A 15,332-nucleotide genomic window follows, 5' to 3' on the forward strand; every position below is an offset into this window, starting at 1 on the left:
GAACCTCATCAACGCGATATCATAACCCGACAAGTCGGCAAACGGAGCCGACGGCAAACGAAGCAAGCTTATCGCCCTCGACAATTGCGCGATACAGCCCACGGATACCCGTGTAGTCGTTGACCGAATGTAGAATGGCGAAGACGGCTCCGGACTCGTTCACGACTTGCGTATAACCGTAATGGTGGTCTTTCGGCATATTAAATTCCACAAACGTATTTGTTCCATCCAAACCGCTGTTTTTTACTTTCGCTTCCGTCGAAGCGAGCAATCCGTCCCTTTGGACCGTTTGAATCGTTCCGGGCTCGATGTTCACGTAACCGTTGCGAACGATATTATTCGTAATGGTGACGGTCTCCAAGTCCGTTATTCCGCCGATTAACGAGATCAAGCTTTGATCAAGGCCGCAATCGATCGCACTTTTGGTTATCGAAACGCGCAGCGGCCCCGTCCCTTCGCTCGCTCCGGAGGAGATTCGATTGTCGGTTTGGAAAACGAATGGAGCGGCCAGTTCCGAAGCGATGTCCGAACCGTTCACTTCATACGTACCGCCGCCGTAGATCAGGCAACCGTGCCGCGTGGCACGGATCATCGTAGCGAGGCATTCCAGATGCAGAGCGTCCATGGCATAAACTCCGTACTCGGCGCCCAGCATCGTCACGTGGGACAAATGCAGGTTTCCGTTGAACGGATGGCGGTTGAGCAAGCCGCTCGTATGTTGAACTCCGAAATCGGAAGATTGCCCCCAATAAGGCTCTGGGTTCGTCTGAATAACCGTACCGTTGACGGTGAGACGGTGGGTTCCGCCCCCTGCCGCTTGAATGTCCAACATGATGCCCGTCACCTTGTTGCGCAAAAACTGGCAGCCGATAATCGCATGCTCTGTGTTTGCCGAATGCGTCTCGCGGGATCCGGCGTAAAACCCGACGAGACAAGAGTCGGAGACGAGCCCGTCCGCCGTCAAGTTCGCATACGTCGCTCCAACCGCGCAACCGGGAGGTGTCGCCCCCTCATCGGCCAAGCAGTCTCTGAACACGCCTCCTTGGATGTCGACATGTATAACCATCGTCTCGTCTCCCTCGACTACAATTCCTCCCTTCCCCGAACGATCGGAATAGCCCGGTTCGCTCCAGCCTCTGCAATCGAAGAAACGATAAGTTCGGCTTCTGTTCGTTGCATCGTCGCACCAATTGTTGACGGCGAACAGGACGTACTTCGACGAACCGGCGTTGGCGAAGCAGTCGAGAACCGTTACATCCCCGCACGAAGATAAATGGAATACGCCCTTCGAACCGCATAGCCTCCCCGTAACATTGGCGACGGTTATGTTCGTGCTCCGGGCTACGAGCAGCGCGTGACCTCCTTTTTCAATCGCGAAGCTCGTTCGGGCGTCTCCCCTCTCCAGGCTGTCTCCCGCATTCGTACTTCCCCAGCCCTCCCCTTTGCTCTCGATGCGAAGATCTCGGATCACCATGCCTTTGCATTGGTCGATGGCGACCGAGGTGTGATAGTCGGTTGGCGCGGCCAGTGGCACACGTTGACCGGAAGGATGAATCCACGAATCGACCCCTTCGCCGAATAGCGTGACGTTCGTCAAGCCTCGGAACAGTAGACAACCCGAATCGACGATATACTCTCCGGTAGGGAAATAGAGCGAATTTCCGTCCCGCAAAGCGGCAATAGCCAGCCGAATCGCAACCGTATCGTCCGTACTGCCGTTACCTAGCGCGCCAAACCACTTCACGTTCAAAGCTCCGTCAAATCGTCTCCGGAACCTCACGCCGGATGTCGAGACGATGACGGTTCCCGAATTGTCCGCCGAAGAATTATCCGAGGCTTCGAAAGAAAAGAAGCCTTCTCGCCCCCGATCCGCGACATAATACATTCGTTCCGCTAGCGGTGCCGGCATCGTCCTTAATTCGGCGATCGTCGTTACGACCGTGCCGTGCTTCCCGGTCATGCACGCCCCGCCGCCGTAAACCGATCCGGTTACGGTCGGGGCGGCACCGGTTGCCCGTGCGGCGAGACTCCCGTCCCAACAGCTCCCGGCGACTAGCGCTGCACCGGCCGTACCGATTGACGCCAGCAGCTTCCTTCTGCCGATCATGGGGTCCGATCGTTTCGGTTTCGTCTGTTTCGCGTCCTCTTCTGCAACCGTTTTCATTTCGCTTCCCTCCCGGGCAGTTTGTTTTTCCGGCGTATCATGGGAACGGTGAACGTGCAGGACAAGCTTGTAATAAGGCTGCACTATCTCGGCCGAACGAACAACTTCCTCCTCGCGAGTCGCTCCCCTGGATCGAGTCGATATTCGCGGGTTTCCGAACGCACCCACGCATCCGGTACTTCCAATCTTTCCGATGGTACTCGCTTTCATTCCAAATGGCGCTCCGCAACAAACGTACCCTCCTCTTATACGATCCCGTTTGACTTACGCTTCCCCCACGGACACATCGTATTGATTGTGACCCGACTGTTGACTTACAATGGTGTAAATCGGTGTTGCAAGCGCCTTCAGTATAGCAAGTATCCTTTTATGTAAAAACGGATTGAATTAATATTTGATACCGACTGGACATGGGAGGGGAGCGGATCATGAACTATTACTCCATTCAAGGGAATTCTCATTTTGCGGTGAAATGGACGAACCAATACAAAGTGGAACCTTCTTTCCTAGCTCCGCATTCCAACCCGCACTACGAACTGATCATGATCTCCGACGGTCCGGTCTACCTGCAAGTAAACGATGAGAAGCTTACACTTAAAACGGGAGACGTTCTCTTGATTCCGCCTTGGACGACCCATCGCGGTTGGCGGAGAAATGATGGGCAAGGCAGTTTCTTTTGGGTACAGTTTACGATCGATCCGGAGCCTTCCCTCATCCAAGACCGGAAAAATTTAACGTCGTTCCTTAACATCAGTCAATTGAACAGCATCCAGCTTCGAACGACCCGCGACACGGCCAGCGAGCGACTGCTTCTTCCCCGCTTATTCAATCCCGCTCAACGATACGAGTGTCTGTTAACCCTCGAACAAATGGTTGATGAATTTCACCATCCCAAAGGCTACTTTAACTTTCGCTTATCGCGTTATTTGTGCAAATTCATCGAGCTTCTCGCCGAAGACGCGTTGCGGGATTTACGCGCGGATACTTCCCTGCCCGCCTCCTACACAACCTATCGAAGATTGATCGACTGTTTACATGAAAGTTACGCGATGGAATGCTCCGCGCCGTTTTTCGAGAAATTGCTGGACCGTCGGTACGAATATTTGTGTCAATTATTCAAAAAGTACTCGGGTATGACGATTAGCGCTTATTTGCAGCAGCTGCGCATTCAGAAAGCGAAACATTTGCTGCGGGACAGTAACAAAAGCATCATGGAGATATCTGCAGAGATCGGCATGGAGGACTCGGTTTATTTCGGCCGGATGTTCAAAAAAATCGAGGGATTGACCCCTACGCAATACAGAATGAACCGTTAATAGAGAAAAAGGCCTTCCTCCGAACGAAATCGTTCGGTTGGAAGGCCTTTGTATTCGGCGGCGCTATGCCTTCGCTTGGGCTATGTCCACCCGTACAGGACACCGATTAGACTCAATATTTTTCGATAAACGATCAGAACGCTTCAGTCGGCAGCAGCGCCATTTCACTCCGACGGCTACTTGCTTTTCTCGCCTTCTTCTTTGCCGCCGGACGATTTGTCCGATTTTATCTCTTGCTTTTTGCTTTCTTTTTCTTGTTTTTTGCTTTGCTCTTCTTTCTTCTTGACTTCCTCTTCCGCCTTGATTTGCTGCTCCAGCTGATACTGCCGCATTTCCTTGTACATCTGATACTGCTTCTTCAGCTCCTGGTCGATCACGCTGGGCTGGTTGCTCTGCTGCTGGTTCGCCTTCGCTTTCTTCTCGTCCGCAGACTTGCCGCCGCAGCCTGCCAAAGCTAATATAACCGTTAGGAACAAACAACCGATGCCGATTCGAAGGTATCGCAATGCTATCCCTCCCTATTTGGGAATAGGATATCCAAGCCGCGGTCAAACGATACATCCCCGATCGACAACAACAAAAGCTGCGGCAAAACCCTTTCGGGTTCCCGCAGCTTGCATTTGCATCGTATGAGTCCGTTTAGCCTTTCTCAACATCCGGTGCTGCTGTAGCCGGCTCAACCGGCAGCGCCTTCGGCTTAAGGGCCGTCACTTCAGCCGGCTTCGAAGCCCCGAATTTGCCGGTTAATCCTTTGACGAGTTGGTCGACGTCGATGCCCGATACGCTTTTGAGCATTTCCGGCGCCGTCGCCATGAGCGAGGTGACGTAATTGCTTATGCGGGCTGCCCCTTCGCCATGTCCGGTGTCGACTACGGTCAGCTTGTCGATCGAGCCGATCGGCTCGGCCACTTTGCCGGCCAGCTCGGGCAGCATTTTCACGATAATGTCGAGGATTGCCGCTTCGCCGAACTTCTCGAACGCCTCGGCCAGCTTCTGCTTCGCTTCGGCTTCGGCAAGTCCGCGCAGACGAATGACTTCGGCCTCCGCCGTCCCTTTCGCCCGCTCCGCATCGGCGATCGCCATACCCTCGAGCCGCTGCTGCTCCGCTTTCGCTCTCGCTTCCGCCTCGATCGTATACTGCAGCGCGTCCGCTTCGCGGAGACGGCGTGCTTTCTCGGCCTCCGCCGCCTGCTCGACCGCATACCGGTCGGCATCCGCCTTCTTCTTCACTTCCGCGTCGTACTGCTTCTCCCGGCGCAATATTTCTTTCGCCTCCAGGTCAATTTCCCGCTCCCTGCGGACAAGCTCGACTTTCATCTGCTCCTCGACGACGCTTTGCTTCGAGCGCGCTTCTTGGATGTGGTAGGCTTGATCCGCTTCGGCTTTCGCCATATCCTGATCTTTCTTGAACGCCGCTATCTTCAGCTCTTTATCTTTGGCCGCTTCGGCGATATTCGTATCCCGCAGCAGCTCGGCCTTCATCCCTTGCTCCTCGGCGCTCGCCTTCTGGATGCGGGCATCCCGCAGCGCCTCCGCTTCGGCGATCTCCGCATCGCGCTTCACCGCGGCGATTCGCGGCTTCCCGAGCGAGTCCAAGTAGCCGTGCTTGTCGCGAACGTCCTTGATCGTGAAGGAGACGATCTGCAAGCCCATTTTCTTCAAATCTTTGGCCGCTACGCCCTGCACTTCCTGGGCAAACTTGTCGCGGTTGCGGTATACTTCCTCGACCGTCATCGAGCCGAGAATCGAACGCAGATGCCCTTCCAGCACTTCCTGCGCTTCGCTCTTCAGCGCTTCCGTCGGCTTGCCCATGAACTGTTCCGCCGCCGTCGCCACGTCTTCGACCGAACCGCCGATCTTGATGATCGCGACCGCGTCGGTCATGACGGGCACCCCTTGCTCCGTGTATACTTCCGGCGTGGATACGTCCAGTTTGTGCGATAGCAGCGATAGAAATTCGGCTTTCTGGAAGATCGGCAATATAAAGGCGCCGCCGCCCCGCACGATTTTGATGCGCCGTCCCGATTCGTCGATCAAAGCATTTTTGCTGCCCAGAAAAGAGCCCGTCACGATCATCGCTTCATCCGGACTGACCGTCTTGTACCTGGCCCAAAACGCCAACCCGAGCACAACGATAACCCCTACGACAATTGCGGGAATAACCAAAGCTTCCGAAACGTTCATTCGATCTCTCCTCTCTTATTTCGAATTGTCTTCGAGCCGGGATACGAACAGCGTATCGTCCCGGACTTCCACGACGACAACCCGTACGCCCGCGTCCAGCGTGTCTCCGTCGAAGCTGGCCGCGATTTGGTTCGTGTGTCCGGCGCCCACTTTCACGAGTACTTCCCCGTAGCCTCTCGGAGGGATCGGGACCAGTACCTCGCCGATGCGTCCGGACAGCTCGCGGATCGAGAAACCGGTGGAGTTTTCGCTGTTTTCCATCGGCCTGACATAGGCGACATAGACGAGTATGCCGACGGCGATCGCGGCTAGCGCCGCAGTCAAGACGACCACTAGCGACCCGAGCGGCGAATAATGCAGCAGCAGCAAGCCCACACCTCCGAAAGCCGTTATGACGCTCACGATCACCATCGGACGCAGCTTACGGACTCCATCCACCGACATGAAATCGAGGATGCCGTCAAGCGCATGGCTGAGCAAATCGCCGAATATGACGGTAACGATAGCGAACAGCACGCCGCCCGCAAGGCAAGCCCAAAACAGTTGCTCCATCCCGGTTTCCTCCGCCTCTTATTAACTTCATTTTCCAGAACTTGCACGGTGCTGCCAGTCAATATGTAATACGCGTTAACGCACGAACAGTTTCACAATTTCGACAAAATTAACGCTCTGAGCCCGCGATACTTGTCTGAAACCGGCATACCTTCGGCTACCGGGTGGTGCCGGACGGCGAATCGTCTCTTTTGGTCAAGCCCGAAACAGGTTATAATGAATCTTATTTGCATCATTGGCGGAGATTATATTATGACTAAACGAATCCGAAAGCTGCATCCGGTCCGGCTCATCATCCGCCTGTTGTTATCCGCCGCGCTCGCCGTGGTACTTTATTTCGGCGGCATGAGCTGGATCATTATGCATACTTGGAAAACGTCCAGCGGTTCACCGAGCGACAGCATCATCGTGCTGGGAGCGGCCGTATGGAACGGCAAGCCCAGCCCCGCGCTCAGGGAGCGAATCAACATAGCTCTGGAGGCATGGAACAAGAAGCTCGCCCCCCGGATCATCGCTACGGGCGGCATCGGACTTCCCGGCGAACCGTCGGAAGCCGAAACGATCAAAAAATATTTGATAGAGCGGGGAGTTCCCTCAGAGGCCATATTGGTAGAGAACGAGTCGCGAAGCACGTTCGAGAACTTGCAAAACAGCCGGGAGCTTATGCAGCGGTACGACATCCGCAGCGCCATCCTGGTCACACACGGCTATCACGCCTTCCGCGCCCGCATGACGGCCCGTATGCTCGGCATCGAATCTACCGTCGAACCCGTCCAGCTTCGTCCCTTGCGGCTCGCGTATTATACGCTGAGAGAGTGCGGCGGAGTCGCCTATCTCCTCGTTACCGACCCGCTCCGCTCGATCAAGGCGCTTTTGTGAAAGGAGTTTTCCTTCATGACCGTTATAGTCCGGCCTTATACAATCGATGATTACGATGCGCTGCTGACCGTACAGCGAGAGGCGTTTCCCCCGCCTTTTCCCGAGGAGCTATGGTGGAAAAAAGAACAAATCGCCGCCCACATCGCAGCCTATCCGGAAGGAGCGATGGTTGCGCTATGCGACGGCGAAGTAGCCGGTTCCTCCACCTCGCTGCTCATCACTTTTACAGGCAAACCCCATACGTGGGAAGAGGTTTCCGACAACGGATATATCCAGGGCGCCCATGAACCGGATGGCGACAGCTTATACGGAATCGATCTATGCGTCCGCCCGGCCTATCGCTCCAAAGGAATCGCAGGCGCGCTGTATGAAGCACGGAAGCAGCTGGTCGTACGTTCCGGCTTGAAACGCTTTCTCGCAGGCTGCCGCATTCCCGGCTATAACCTGCATGCGGACCGGATGGACGCCGACGAGTACGTCCGCCGCGTCGTTGCGGGCGAATTCAAGGATCTCGTCTTGTCCTTCATGCTGCGTCAAGGCTTGACTCCGGTACAAGTGCTGGACAACTATTTGGAAGATGATGAATCGCTTAACAAAGCCGTTCTTGTGGAATGGCGAAACTCGGCGTTTGCCGAAAATCCGAAAGGAGCCGAACCTGCATGAAACGCAATCAGATCGCGGCCGTCCAATACGGGATCGGGCCGCTCCGTTCCGAGAACGAGTTCTGGAACCGCCTTCGCCGCCATATAGCCAAAGCGCAAGCAGAAGGCGCCAAGCTGATCGTATTCCCGGAATATTTGACCGGACACCTGCTGTCTCTGGCTTCTCCTATGAACAACGAGGAAGCATGCGAATTTTTGCACCGGTTTACCGACGAATACAAAACCCGATTCGCGAAGATGAGCCGCGAAACGGGCATGACCATACTGGGCGGTACGCATATTCACCGGGAAGGCGCTCCCGTCGTCGGCTCCGTATACGGCTATTACAACGAAGCGTTTCTGTTCGGTCCCGACGGACGGATCGAAAGCTATAAGAAAATTCATCTCACTCCGGAGGAGCAGCGGGCGTGGCCGCTGCTTGCCGGCGACCGTTACGCGGTTCACGATACCGAGATCGGTCGGGTGGCGATCCAAATTTGCTACGATATCGAATTTCCCGAAGGATCGCGCATCGTGGCCGATATGGGGGCTGAAGTGATCCTTTGCCCGTCCTATACGGATGCGGCCGCAGGCTATTGGCGGGTTCGCAATTGCAGCCAAGCCCGCGCTATCGAGAACCAGCTGTACGTCGCGCTCAGCGGTTTGGTCGGCCATATGCCGGGCGTGGAGCAGGTGGACACCGGCTACTCTCAGGCCGGTATTTTCGCGCCGTGCGACCGCCCTTTTCCCGACAACGGCATCCTTGCCGTCGGTTCCGCGAACCGGAACGGAATCGTATGCGCATCGGCCGACTTGGATTTGCTGGCGCAAAACCGCTCGCAGGGCGCTGTCGCTCCGTTCTACGATAGACGGCCCGGGCTGTATTCGGCGTACGCTAAGCAGTAGGCCTGCGGTGTACGTAGTAGAGGAAGATGTGGTGAATGATCACCTTCAGCACGGCGAAGCACGGCACCGCCAAGATAAGGCCGATGATGCCGGCAAGCTCGCCACCGACGAGAAGGGCAAAAATGATCAGCAGCGGATGCATATGAAGCGTCCGCCCGACCACCTGCGGCGATATGACGTTCCCTTCCAAAATTTGAACCACCAAATTGACGAAAACGACCATCAGCACCATTTTGAACGAAACGGTAGAGGCCATAATGATCGCGGGGGCAGCACCGAAAAACGGCCCCAAATATGGGATGATGTTAAAAATCGCCACAATGCTCGCCAGCAGCAGCGCGTAGGGCATCCCGATAAGCCAATAGCCGACATACGCGAGCAAGCCGACCAGAACGCAGACGAGAAATTGACCGCGGATATAGTTGCCGAGAGCGGTGTCGATGTCGATGACAAGCTTGATCGTGTTCGTTCTATGGGCGCGGGGAACGGTGGCCAGCACCGTCTTCTCGATCACCTGGTAGTCCTTCAAAATGTAAAAGGCGAGAAACGGAACGATAAAAGCGACCATCAGCATATTGATCGTGCTGCCGATGCCGTCGACGAAATTGGATATGAACGCCGACAGCGTATTTTCCAGTTTCATCAGCGCATTGTTAATGCCGCTGCGCACGCTCTCCGGCAGCATCCGGTTATCGTTCAGACCGTCGAACAGCCCTTGGGCCCTCATCGTCAGCTCCGGCATATGCTCGTTCAGTTCCCCCACCTGCTTGACGAATATCGGCGTCAAGTTCATGACGATGACCGTAACCGACGTAATAAAAACCGCATAAATAAGCAGAACCGCAGCCGTTCGTGGCACTTTGCGCTCGTTCAGCATTCGTACGATCGGGTTGAGCACGTAAGAGATGATGAGGGCGATCACAAATGGCGCCAGCACGGCTTTCAAAAACCCGTATGCCGTAGACAAGATCGGATGGATCTGCTGCATCATGAACAAAATAATAAGACCAAGCAGCACGTAGACGAGCGTCACGAACAGCCGGCTCTTTAAAAACTTATCCATTTCATCCGCCCCCTCCCCCTACAGTATATGTACAACCCCGTCGACTTCATTCAAGAAGAACGATGCCGATCCTATGGACTTTCCGCCGTAAATAGTTAAAACCGTCCGGTTCCCGGACGGTCTTTTTGATGTGCAAACCCATACGTTGGCGCGTTGGGAGGAAATGGGTACCCGGCTCCAACCGCTGTTGAAGTCGTGTTGTCTTGATTAGACTTGGCGGTAACAACACGACTTCAAAGGCAGCCCGAGTGTGATATTGACGAAGTTCATGCCAAATTCACACCTAAACTTTCCGCTTCAATACCCATTCCCTCTCGGAGCTTCTGCGGAATGACTTCTACTCTAAAAGCCCATGTCCCAATCGCTTTTTCCTGCGGATGAAAGCGGAAAAAACTCGCGGAAATTGGCGTTCCGTTATTACGAAAACGAAGGGTTGAAATCAGGCTTAACGGAAGGCTGAGTTCCGCTATCGGACAAAATAAATAGCATTTCTACCAATCCAGAGTGAATAACGGAACAGAAAGTTCCATTTGCGATGCATGTACTCTCTTTCTAAACCGATAGAGGAAATGAAAGTTCCGCCTCTCTCTCCTGGTATATACAAAAAAGACCGGAGCGCGGCTCCGATCTTTTTATTACATGCAATACGGTTTTAGTTCGCATGAACTTCCGGCATTTCTTCCTCGAAGAACAAATCGTCCAACGAACTGAGCGTACCGTCTTCTTCCACTTGGTAGACGGACATTTTGTCCCCGTTGACGGTCAGTTCGATAAAACAGCTCCAGCAGTAATACTGATGGGAGCCGATTTTCCCTATATCCTTGGAATTGCAGTTCGGACATCTTAGCATGATTCTCACCCTATTTCCTGAAATGATGACGTTTCTTGCACGATACAACTAACGGGCACGATGACGGCGTCCTCCCCGATCTTCGCCGCTTCGGACGAGGGAAGCCATTTGCGCCCTTCCTTGAGGTCGGAGATCAAGCCGCCGGACAACTCATACCCTACTATCTTTTTATCCATTTGTTCCCCGAAATAAACATCCTCGACCATTCCGAGATGATCTCCGTTCACCGTAATGACCGGCAGCCCTTTTAATTTGAAGCTGCCGTCCAACAAACATACCGTGTCGGCCTTATCGTCGTAGTCCCGAACGACCTGCTCGTCCTTCACCGTAACGGCGTCCGTCCCGATGGAGACGATGTCGTCCCATGCGATATATCGGGGAGAAGCGAACCAATGCTTCGAATCGAGAAGCACACCTTGAATGTTCCAATCGCGATCGATCACAAAATCTTTAGCTGTCCCTACCTGCTTGCCCGCCTCGATTTCGATAACGGGCAGCCCCATGATGTCTTGTGCCCTGCGCAAGGTGTACCCTCCTGAGAGCTTTGCATAGCAAAGCTGACTTCGTAAGCATTCGCTTAGCTTTGTGTAGCAAAGCTGACTTCGTAAGCATCCGCTTTGGCTTTGCGTATCAAAGCTGACTTCTTAAGCATTCGCTATGCTTATCATTCGTCTATATGATGGCACGCTCGGCGGAATTTCATTCCAACCCAGCGCCGGTTGTCCTTGGCGTTGTCCATATTCTGATGATGTCGATCAGTTGGAGATCGTGCTTGCGGGTTGCTTGCCCTTTCCCACCTCCTTATATAGGATACGGGGGTTGCCCTTAAATTTTATTACGAATTCGACGCGAAATGGTTGCAGCTTTTTGCGCCGCGGTGCGAATTTGTTCGATATTTTGCGTAAATCCGAAGCTGAATCGGATAGCGGAGCGCATGACGTCCTCCTGCAGACGCATCGCACGCAGCACGTGGGATAATTCGAGCGATCCGGACGTACAAGCCGAGCCGCTTGCTGCGGCTATGCCATCGAGATCGAGGCTCATCAGCATCGTCTCGGTATCCGTTCCCGGGAAGCTTACGTTTAGGATGTGGGGCAATACGTCAGTAGGATGGCCGTTCACCACAAATGCTCCGGCCTCGAGATCGCGGGTAAACGTCTGAATCATTTCCTGCCGCAAAAGTTCCGTATGGCGTCGGCTGTCCGCTTGCGATTCGATCGCGAGCTCGGCCGCCTTGGCGAAGCCGACGATGCCGGCCACATTTTCCGTTCCGGCCCTTCGTTTGCGTTCCTGAGAACCTCCGACCAAATAAGGGGGGATCGTTACGGATTTGGATACGTACAACGCTCCGACGCCTTTCGGTCCATAAATTTTGTGGGCCGAGAAGCTCATCAAATCGACGGGAAGGGCGGATAAATCGATAGGAAGCAAACCAAGGGCTTGAACCGCGTCGACATGGAACACGATTCCACGCTCACGGGCGAGCTCGCCGATCCGGGCGATCGGCTGGATCGTACCGACTTCATTGTTGCCGTACATGACGCTGATCAGAAACGTATCGTCGCGGACGGCGGCAGCGAGCTCCTCCATCCGCACTTGTCCCGTCTCGTCTACGGGCAAATACGTTACCTCGTAGCCGCTGCGCTCCAACTGCCCGCAGGCGTGAAGGACGGCATGATGCTCGACTTGCGTAGTGATCACATGCTTCTTGGAAGTACCGTATTGGGCGGCGGCTCCGAATAAGGCCGAGTTGTCGCTCTCCGTTCCCCCGCTTGTAAACAGCAGCTCCGAAGGCGAACAGCCTATCAGCGCAGCCAGCCGGTCCCGGGAACGGCTAAGCGCTATGCGCGTCTCCCTGCCGAAAGCATGAAGACTGGACGGATTGCCGAATTTCTCCGTGAAGTACGGGAGCATCGCCTCCAATACTTCGGCCCGCATCGGCGTCGTTGCGGCATGATCGAGATAGATCGGATTCATCGCGGCGCACCGTTAAATATAGAACATGAAGTTCTCGTTTTTGCCTTCGTCCTGATACGTGATCAAGCCGGCAAGCGTCGTCGAATCGAGCACTTCCGCGATGCTGTTCTTGATGCGTATCCACAAGTCGCGCTTCGCCGGATCGTCTTCGTCGGTAAAATCTACCGGACTGATCGGCCCTTCCAAAACGCGAATCACGTCGCCGGACGTTATTTCTTCCGGCGCCCGCGAAAGTATATATCCGCCGTAAGCTCCGCGAATGCTCTTGACGAGACCCGCATTGCGAAGCGGAGCGATCAGCTGCTCCAAATAATGCTCGGAGAGCTGATTTTTTTCCGCTATACTTTTCAAGGAAGTAGGTCCTTCACCGAACTTCGAGGCCAGTTCCATCATGATAGTAAGCCCATATCGGCCTTTTGTCGATATTTTCAACGTTGCACCTCATTCATCGCTTCATCGTTCTTTACCTATTTTAGCCAAATTACTCGTTATGTTTACGTGCCCGGAGGACGGAAATTTGGAAAAAACTTGAATATGGCAGTAAATATCATTTATATGTTAACATATATAGCCCGGTTATGGTATCCATAACCTTGACATCTTGATGAAAAGTTTTATCATTTCTATCGTTTTTGTAGACTTTAGGTACGGGAAAAGCGATTTTGTTCCGTTTGTGGTAATATAGGGACAGCGTCACCTAGGAACTTTAACGGAATAACGCACCTGTTCTCTGACGACCGGTCAGTCGGGGCGGTAATTCCGTTAAAGTTCCTTAGTATTAATGAAGAAAGAGGTCAGCATCATGGCAACGAACAACGCCAATACGCGAATCGTAGTCGGTATGTCGGGCGGGGTCGATTCCTCCGTCACCGCGCTGCTTCTGAAGCGGCAGGGCTTCGACGTGATCGGCATTTTCATGAAAAACTGGGACGATACCGACGAGTTCGGACACTGCACTGCAGAGGAAGATGCGGAAGACGTTCGCCGCGTATGCGCCCAAATCGATATTCCGTTCTATACCGTCAATTTCGAGAAAGAATATTCCGAGAAAGTATTTGAATATTTTCTCGACGAATACCGGAAAGGCCGTACGCCTAACCCGGACGTCATGTGCAACCGCGAGATCAAATTCGGAGAGTTTCTGAATAAGGCTCTCGCGCTGGGCGCCGACTACTTGGCTACGGGCCATTACGCCCGGGTTGAACGCAAAGACGCAGAATTCCGGCTGCTGCGGGGCGTCGATCCGAACAAAGACCAGACGTATTTCCTGAACGCCCTCAATCAGGAACAGCTGTCCAAGGCGATGTTCCCGATCGGCCATCTTCCGAAGGCGAAAGTGCGCGAGATCGCGCTCGAGGCTGGACTCGCCACCGCGAAGAAGAAGGACAGCACCGGCGTCTGCTTCATAGGGGAACGGAACTTCAAGGAATTCCTAAGCCAATACTTGCCGGCCAAGCCCGGGGATATCCGCACGTATGACGGGGAATTGAAAGGACGCCACGACGGCCTCATGTATTACACGCTCGGGCAGCGTCAAGGGCTCGGCATCGGAGGCTCCGGCAACGGCGAGCCGTGGTTCGTAGCGGGCAAAGACTTGGAGCGCAATATTTTGTATGTGGTACAAGGCGAAGCGGACCCGCATCTGTATACGCACGGTCTGATAGCGACCGATTTGAACTGGATCAGTCCGTCGGTGCCGGACTCTCCGTACGCATGTACGGCCAAGTTCCGCTACCGTCAGCCCGATCAAGGCGTAACCGTCCGTTTTCTCGGGGAAGGCCGATGCGAAGTCACGTTCGATAAGCCGCAAAAAGCGGTGACGCCGGGGCAAGCCGTCGTGTTCTACGATGGCGAGACTTGCCTGGGCGGCGCCGTTATCGATAAGACGTTCTAAACGAAAAACGCGGAAGCAAACCGTCGGCATTCAGCCAGCGGTGAGGCTTTCGCGTTTTTTATCGCCAATCAAGGATTGGCAAAGTAGCCGATCCGGCGGGACAATTGGGACGCCAAATTTTTCACGGTTATGCCGAACTCGTTCATTTTGTCCGCCGTAACCCCGTAGCCGCTCACGCTGATAGCCGCCACGACGTCCCCGTCCTTGTTGCGGATCGGAGCGGCAAAGCAGCGCACTCCGAAGCTCGCCTCTTCGTTGTCGACGGAGAAGCCGAGCTGACGCACGCGCTCCAGCTCCTCGAGAAACGCATCCAGAGAGGTGATCGTATTGTCCGTCATTTTCTCGAAGGTGCAATTCTCCAACACTTTCCTTACTTTTTCCTCCGGCAGCCAAGCGGTCAAGCTTTTGCCGAGAGCCGTATTGTAGATGGGCCTCCGCTGCCCTACCGCGCCGAACAAATATTTCATGTGATCCGGCTCCACGTTGACCAAATACAACACCGAATCTTTCTCCAATATGGCGAGATGTGCCGTAAAGCCGATCCGGTCCACCAGCTCGATCAGCACCTTCTTCCCTTCGTCGACCAAGCTCGTCGAATTGGTGAATACCGAACCGAGCTCGAACGCCTTCGGACCGATCATATACTTGTCCGTATTTTTCAGCTGCTCGAGATATCCGTGCGACAGCAGCGTCAGCATGAGCCGGTGCACGACGCTTTTGTTCAGCTTCAGCTGGCGGGCGACTTCGCTCACTCCGAGCTCACGCCTCTCCTGAATGAAGCATTGCAAAATCATCAGCGTCCGGTCGACCGACTGGATCATGAAATAAGGCGCGTCTTTCTCCGCTTTTTTGGTTTTTGGGGGTTGTTCGGTTATTTGCTCTTCTGCCATGTTCGCTCACGGTCTC

The 15,332-nt window shown here is 54.3% G+C and carries 15 protein-coding genes; 5 read left to right on the top strand and 10 right to left on the bottom strand.

Going from position 1 to position 15,332, the window contains the following annotated elements; translation table 11 throughout:
• Positions 1 to 19: 19 nt before the first annotated feature.
• Entirely contained in the window at positions 20 to 2,164 is a 2,145-nt protein-coding gene (locus FE783_RS00730) for a glycosyl hydrolase family 28-related protein (RefSeq protein ID WP_158301546.1), read from the bottom strand.
• A gap of 428 nt (positions 2,165 to 2,592) precedes the next feature.
• Between FE783_RS00730 and FE783_RS00735 the strand changes: the two genes are divergently transcribed.
• Positions 2,593 to 3,480: an AraC family transcriptional regulator gene (locus FE783_RS00735; protein WP_158301547.1), complete on the top strand. Its 888-nt coding sequence runs from the start codon at positions 2,593 to 2,595 to the stop codon at positions 3,478 to 3,480.
• A gap of 176 nt (positions 3,481 to 3,656) precedes the next feature.
• Here FE783_RS00735 and FE783_RS00740 read toward each other — a convergent pair whose 3' ends face one another.
• The 3 genes from FE783_RS00740 to FE783_RS00750 all read right to left on the bottom strand — a co-directional run bounded on the left by FE783_RS00740 (position 3,657) and on the right by FE783_RS00750 (position 6,216).
• On the bottom strand, positions 3,657 to 3,986 hold the full coding sequence (locus FE783_RS00740) for a hypothetical protein (protein ID WP_138877397.1): 330 nt from the start codon (positions 3,984 to 3,986) through the stop codon (positions 3,657 to 3,659).
• A 133-nt stretch (positions 3,987 to 4,119) separates the two neighbouring features.
• Entirely contained in the window at positions 4,120 to 5,664 is a 1,545-nt protein-coding gene (locus FE783_RS00745; RefSeq protein ID WP_138877398.1) for a flotillin family protein, read from the bottom strand.
• A 15-nt stretch (positions 5,665 to 5,679) separates the two neighbouring features.
• On the bottom strand, positions 5,680 to 6,216 hold the full coding sequence (locus FE783_RS00750; protein WP_138877399.1) for an NfeD family membrane protein: 537 nt from the start codon (positions 6,214 to 6,216) through the stop codon (positions 5,680 to 5,682).
• Positions 6,217 to 6,468: 252 nt separating this feature from the next.
• On the opposite strand from FE783_RS00750, the gene FE783_RS00755 reads away from it, so the two are divergent.
• The 3 genes from FE783_RS00755 to FE783_RS00765 are packed head-to-tail and all read left to right on the top strand — an operon-like array spanning position 6,469 to position 8,642.
• Complete coding sequence (locus FE783_RS00755) at positions 6,469 to 7,095, top strand: YdcF family protein (protein WP_158301548.1); 627 nt, start codon at positions 6,469 to 6,471, stop codon at positions 7,093 to 7,095.
• Between the two features lie 15 nt (positions 7,096 to 7,110).
• Positions 7,111 to 7,758, top strand: a complete 648-nt coding sequence (locus FE783_RS00760; protein ID WP_138877401.1) for a GNAT family N-acetyltransferase — start codon at positions 7,111 to 7,113, stop codon at positions 7,756 to 7,758.
• Complete coding sequence (locus FE783_RS00765) at positions 7,755 to 8,642, top strand: carbon-nitrogen hydrolase family protein (RefSeq protein WP_158301549.1); 888 nt, start codon at positions 7,755 to 7,757, stop codon at positions 8,640 to 8,642. The genes FE783_RS00760 and FE783_RS00765 overlap by 4 nt, the downstream gene beginning before the upstream one ends.
• On the opposite strand, the gene FE783_RS00770 is transcribed toward FE783_RS00765, so the two are convergent.
• The 5 genes from FE783_RS00770 to cymR all read right to left on the bottom strand — a co-directional run bounded on the left by FE783_RS00770 (position 8,632) and on the right by cymR (position 12,964).
• Positions 8,632 to 9,705 carry an AI-2E family transporter gene (locus tag FE783_RS00770; RefSeq protein ID WP_138877403.1) on the bottom strand — a complete coding sequence of 358 codons (1,074 nt, stop codon included), beginning with the start codon at positions 9,703 to 9,705 and terminating at the stop codon, positions 8,632 to 8,634. The two genes, FE783_RS00765 and FE783_RS00770, sit on opposite strands and share 11 nt — an antisense overlap.
• A 652-nt stretch (positions 9,706 to 10,357) precedes the next feature.
• Positions 10,358 to 10,555 carry a hypothetical protein gene (locus FE783_RS00775; RefSeq protein ID WP_138877404.1) on the bottom strand — a complete coding sequence of 66 codons (198 nt, stop codon included), beginning with the start codon at positions 10,553 to 10,555 and terminating at the stop codon, positions 10,358 to 10,360.
• Positions 10,556 to 10,560: 5 nt separating this feature from the next.
• On the bottom strand, positions 10,561 to 11,079 hold the full coding sequence (locus tag FE783_RS00780) for a PRC-barrel domain-containing protein (protein ID WP_138877405.1): 519 nt from the start codon (positions 11,077 to 11,079) through the stop codon (positions 10,561 to 10,563).
• Positions 11,080 to 11,380: 301 nt separating this feature from the next.
• On the bottom strand, positions 11,381 to 12,532 hold the full coding sequence (locus FE783_RS00785) for a cysteine desulfurase family protein (protein ID WP_138877406.1): 1,152 nt from the start codon (positions 12,530 to 12,532) through the stop codon (positions 11,381 to 11,383).
• Between the two features lie 12 nt (positions 12,533 to 12,544).
• Positions 12,545 to 12,964 carry a cysteine metabolism transcriptional regulator CymR gene (gene cymR / locus FE783_RS00790; protein WP_138877407.1) on the bottom strand — a complete coding sequence of 140 codons (420 nt, stop codon included), beginning with the start codon at positions 12,962 to 12,964 and terminating at the stop codon, positions 12,545 to 12,547.
• A 370-nt stretch (positions 12,965 to 13,334) separates the two neighbouring features.
• Here cymR and mnmA point away from each other — a divergent pair, with 370 nt between their 5' ends.
• Positions 13,335 to 14,426 carry a tRNA 2-thiouridine(34) synthase MnmA gene (mnmA, locus tag FE783_RS00795; protein ID WP_138877408.1) on the top strand — a complete coding sequence of 364 codons (1,092 nt, stop codon included), beginning with the start codon at positions 13,335 to 13,337 and terminating at the stop codon, positions 14,424 to 14,426.
• Positions 14,427 to 14,494: 68 nt separating this feature from the next.
• Here the strand turns inward: mnmA and FE783_RS00800 are convergent, their stop codons facing one another.
• Positions 14,495 to 15,316 carry an IclR family transcriptional regulator gene (locus FE783_RS00800; protein WP_138877409.1) on the bottom strand — a complete coding sequence of 274 codons (822 nt, stop codon included), beginning with the start codon at positions 15,314 to 15,316 and terminating at the stop codon, positions 14,495 to 14,497.
• Positions 15,317 to 15,332: the final 16 nt, after the last annotated feature.

It is taken from the genome of Paenibacillus mesophilus, from assembly GCF_005938385.1.
Classification (GTDB): Bacteria; Bacillota; Bacilli; order Paenibacillales; family NBRC-103111; genus Paenibacillus_AB; species Paenibacillus_AB mesophilus.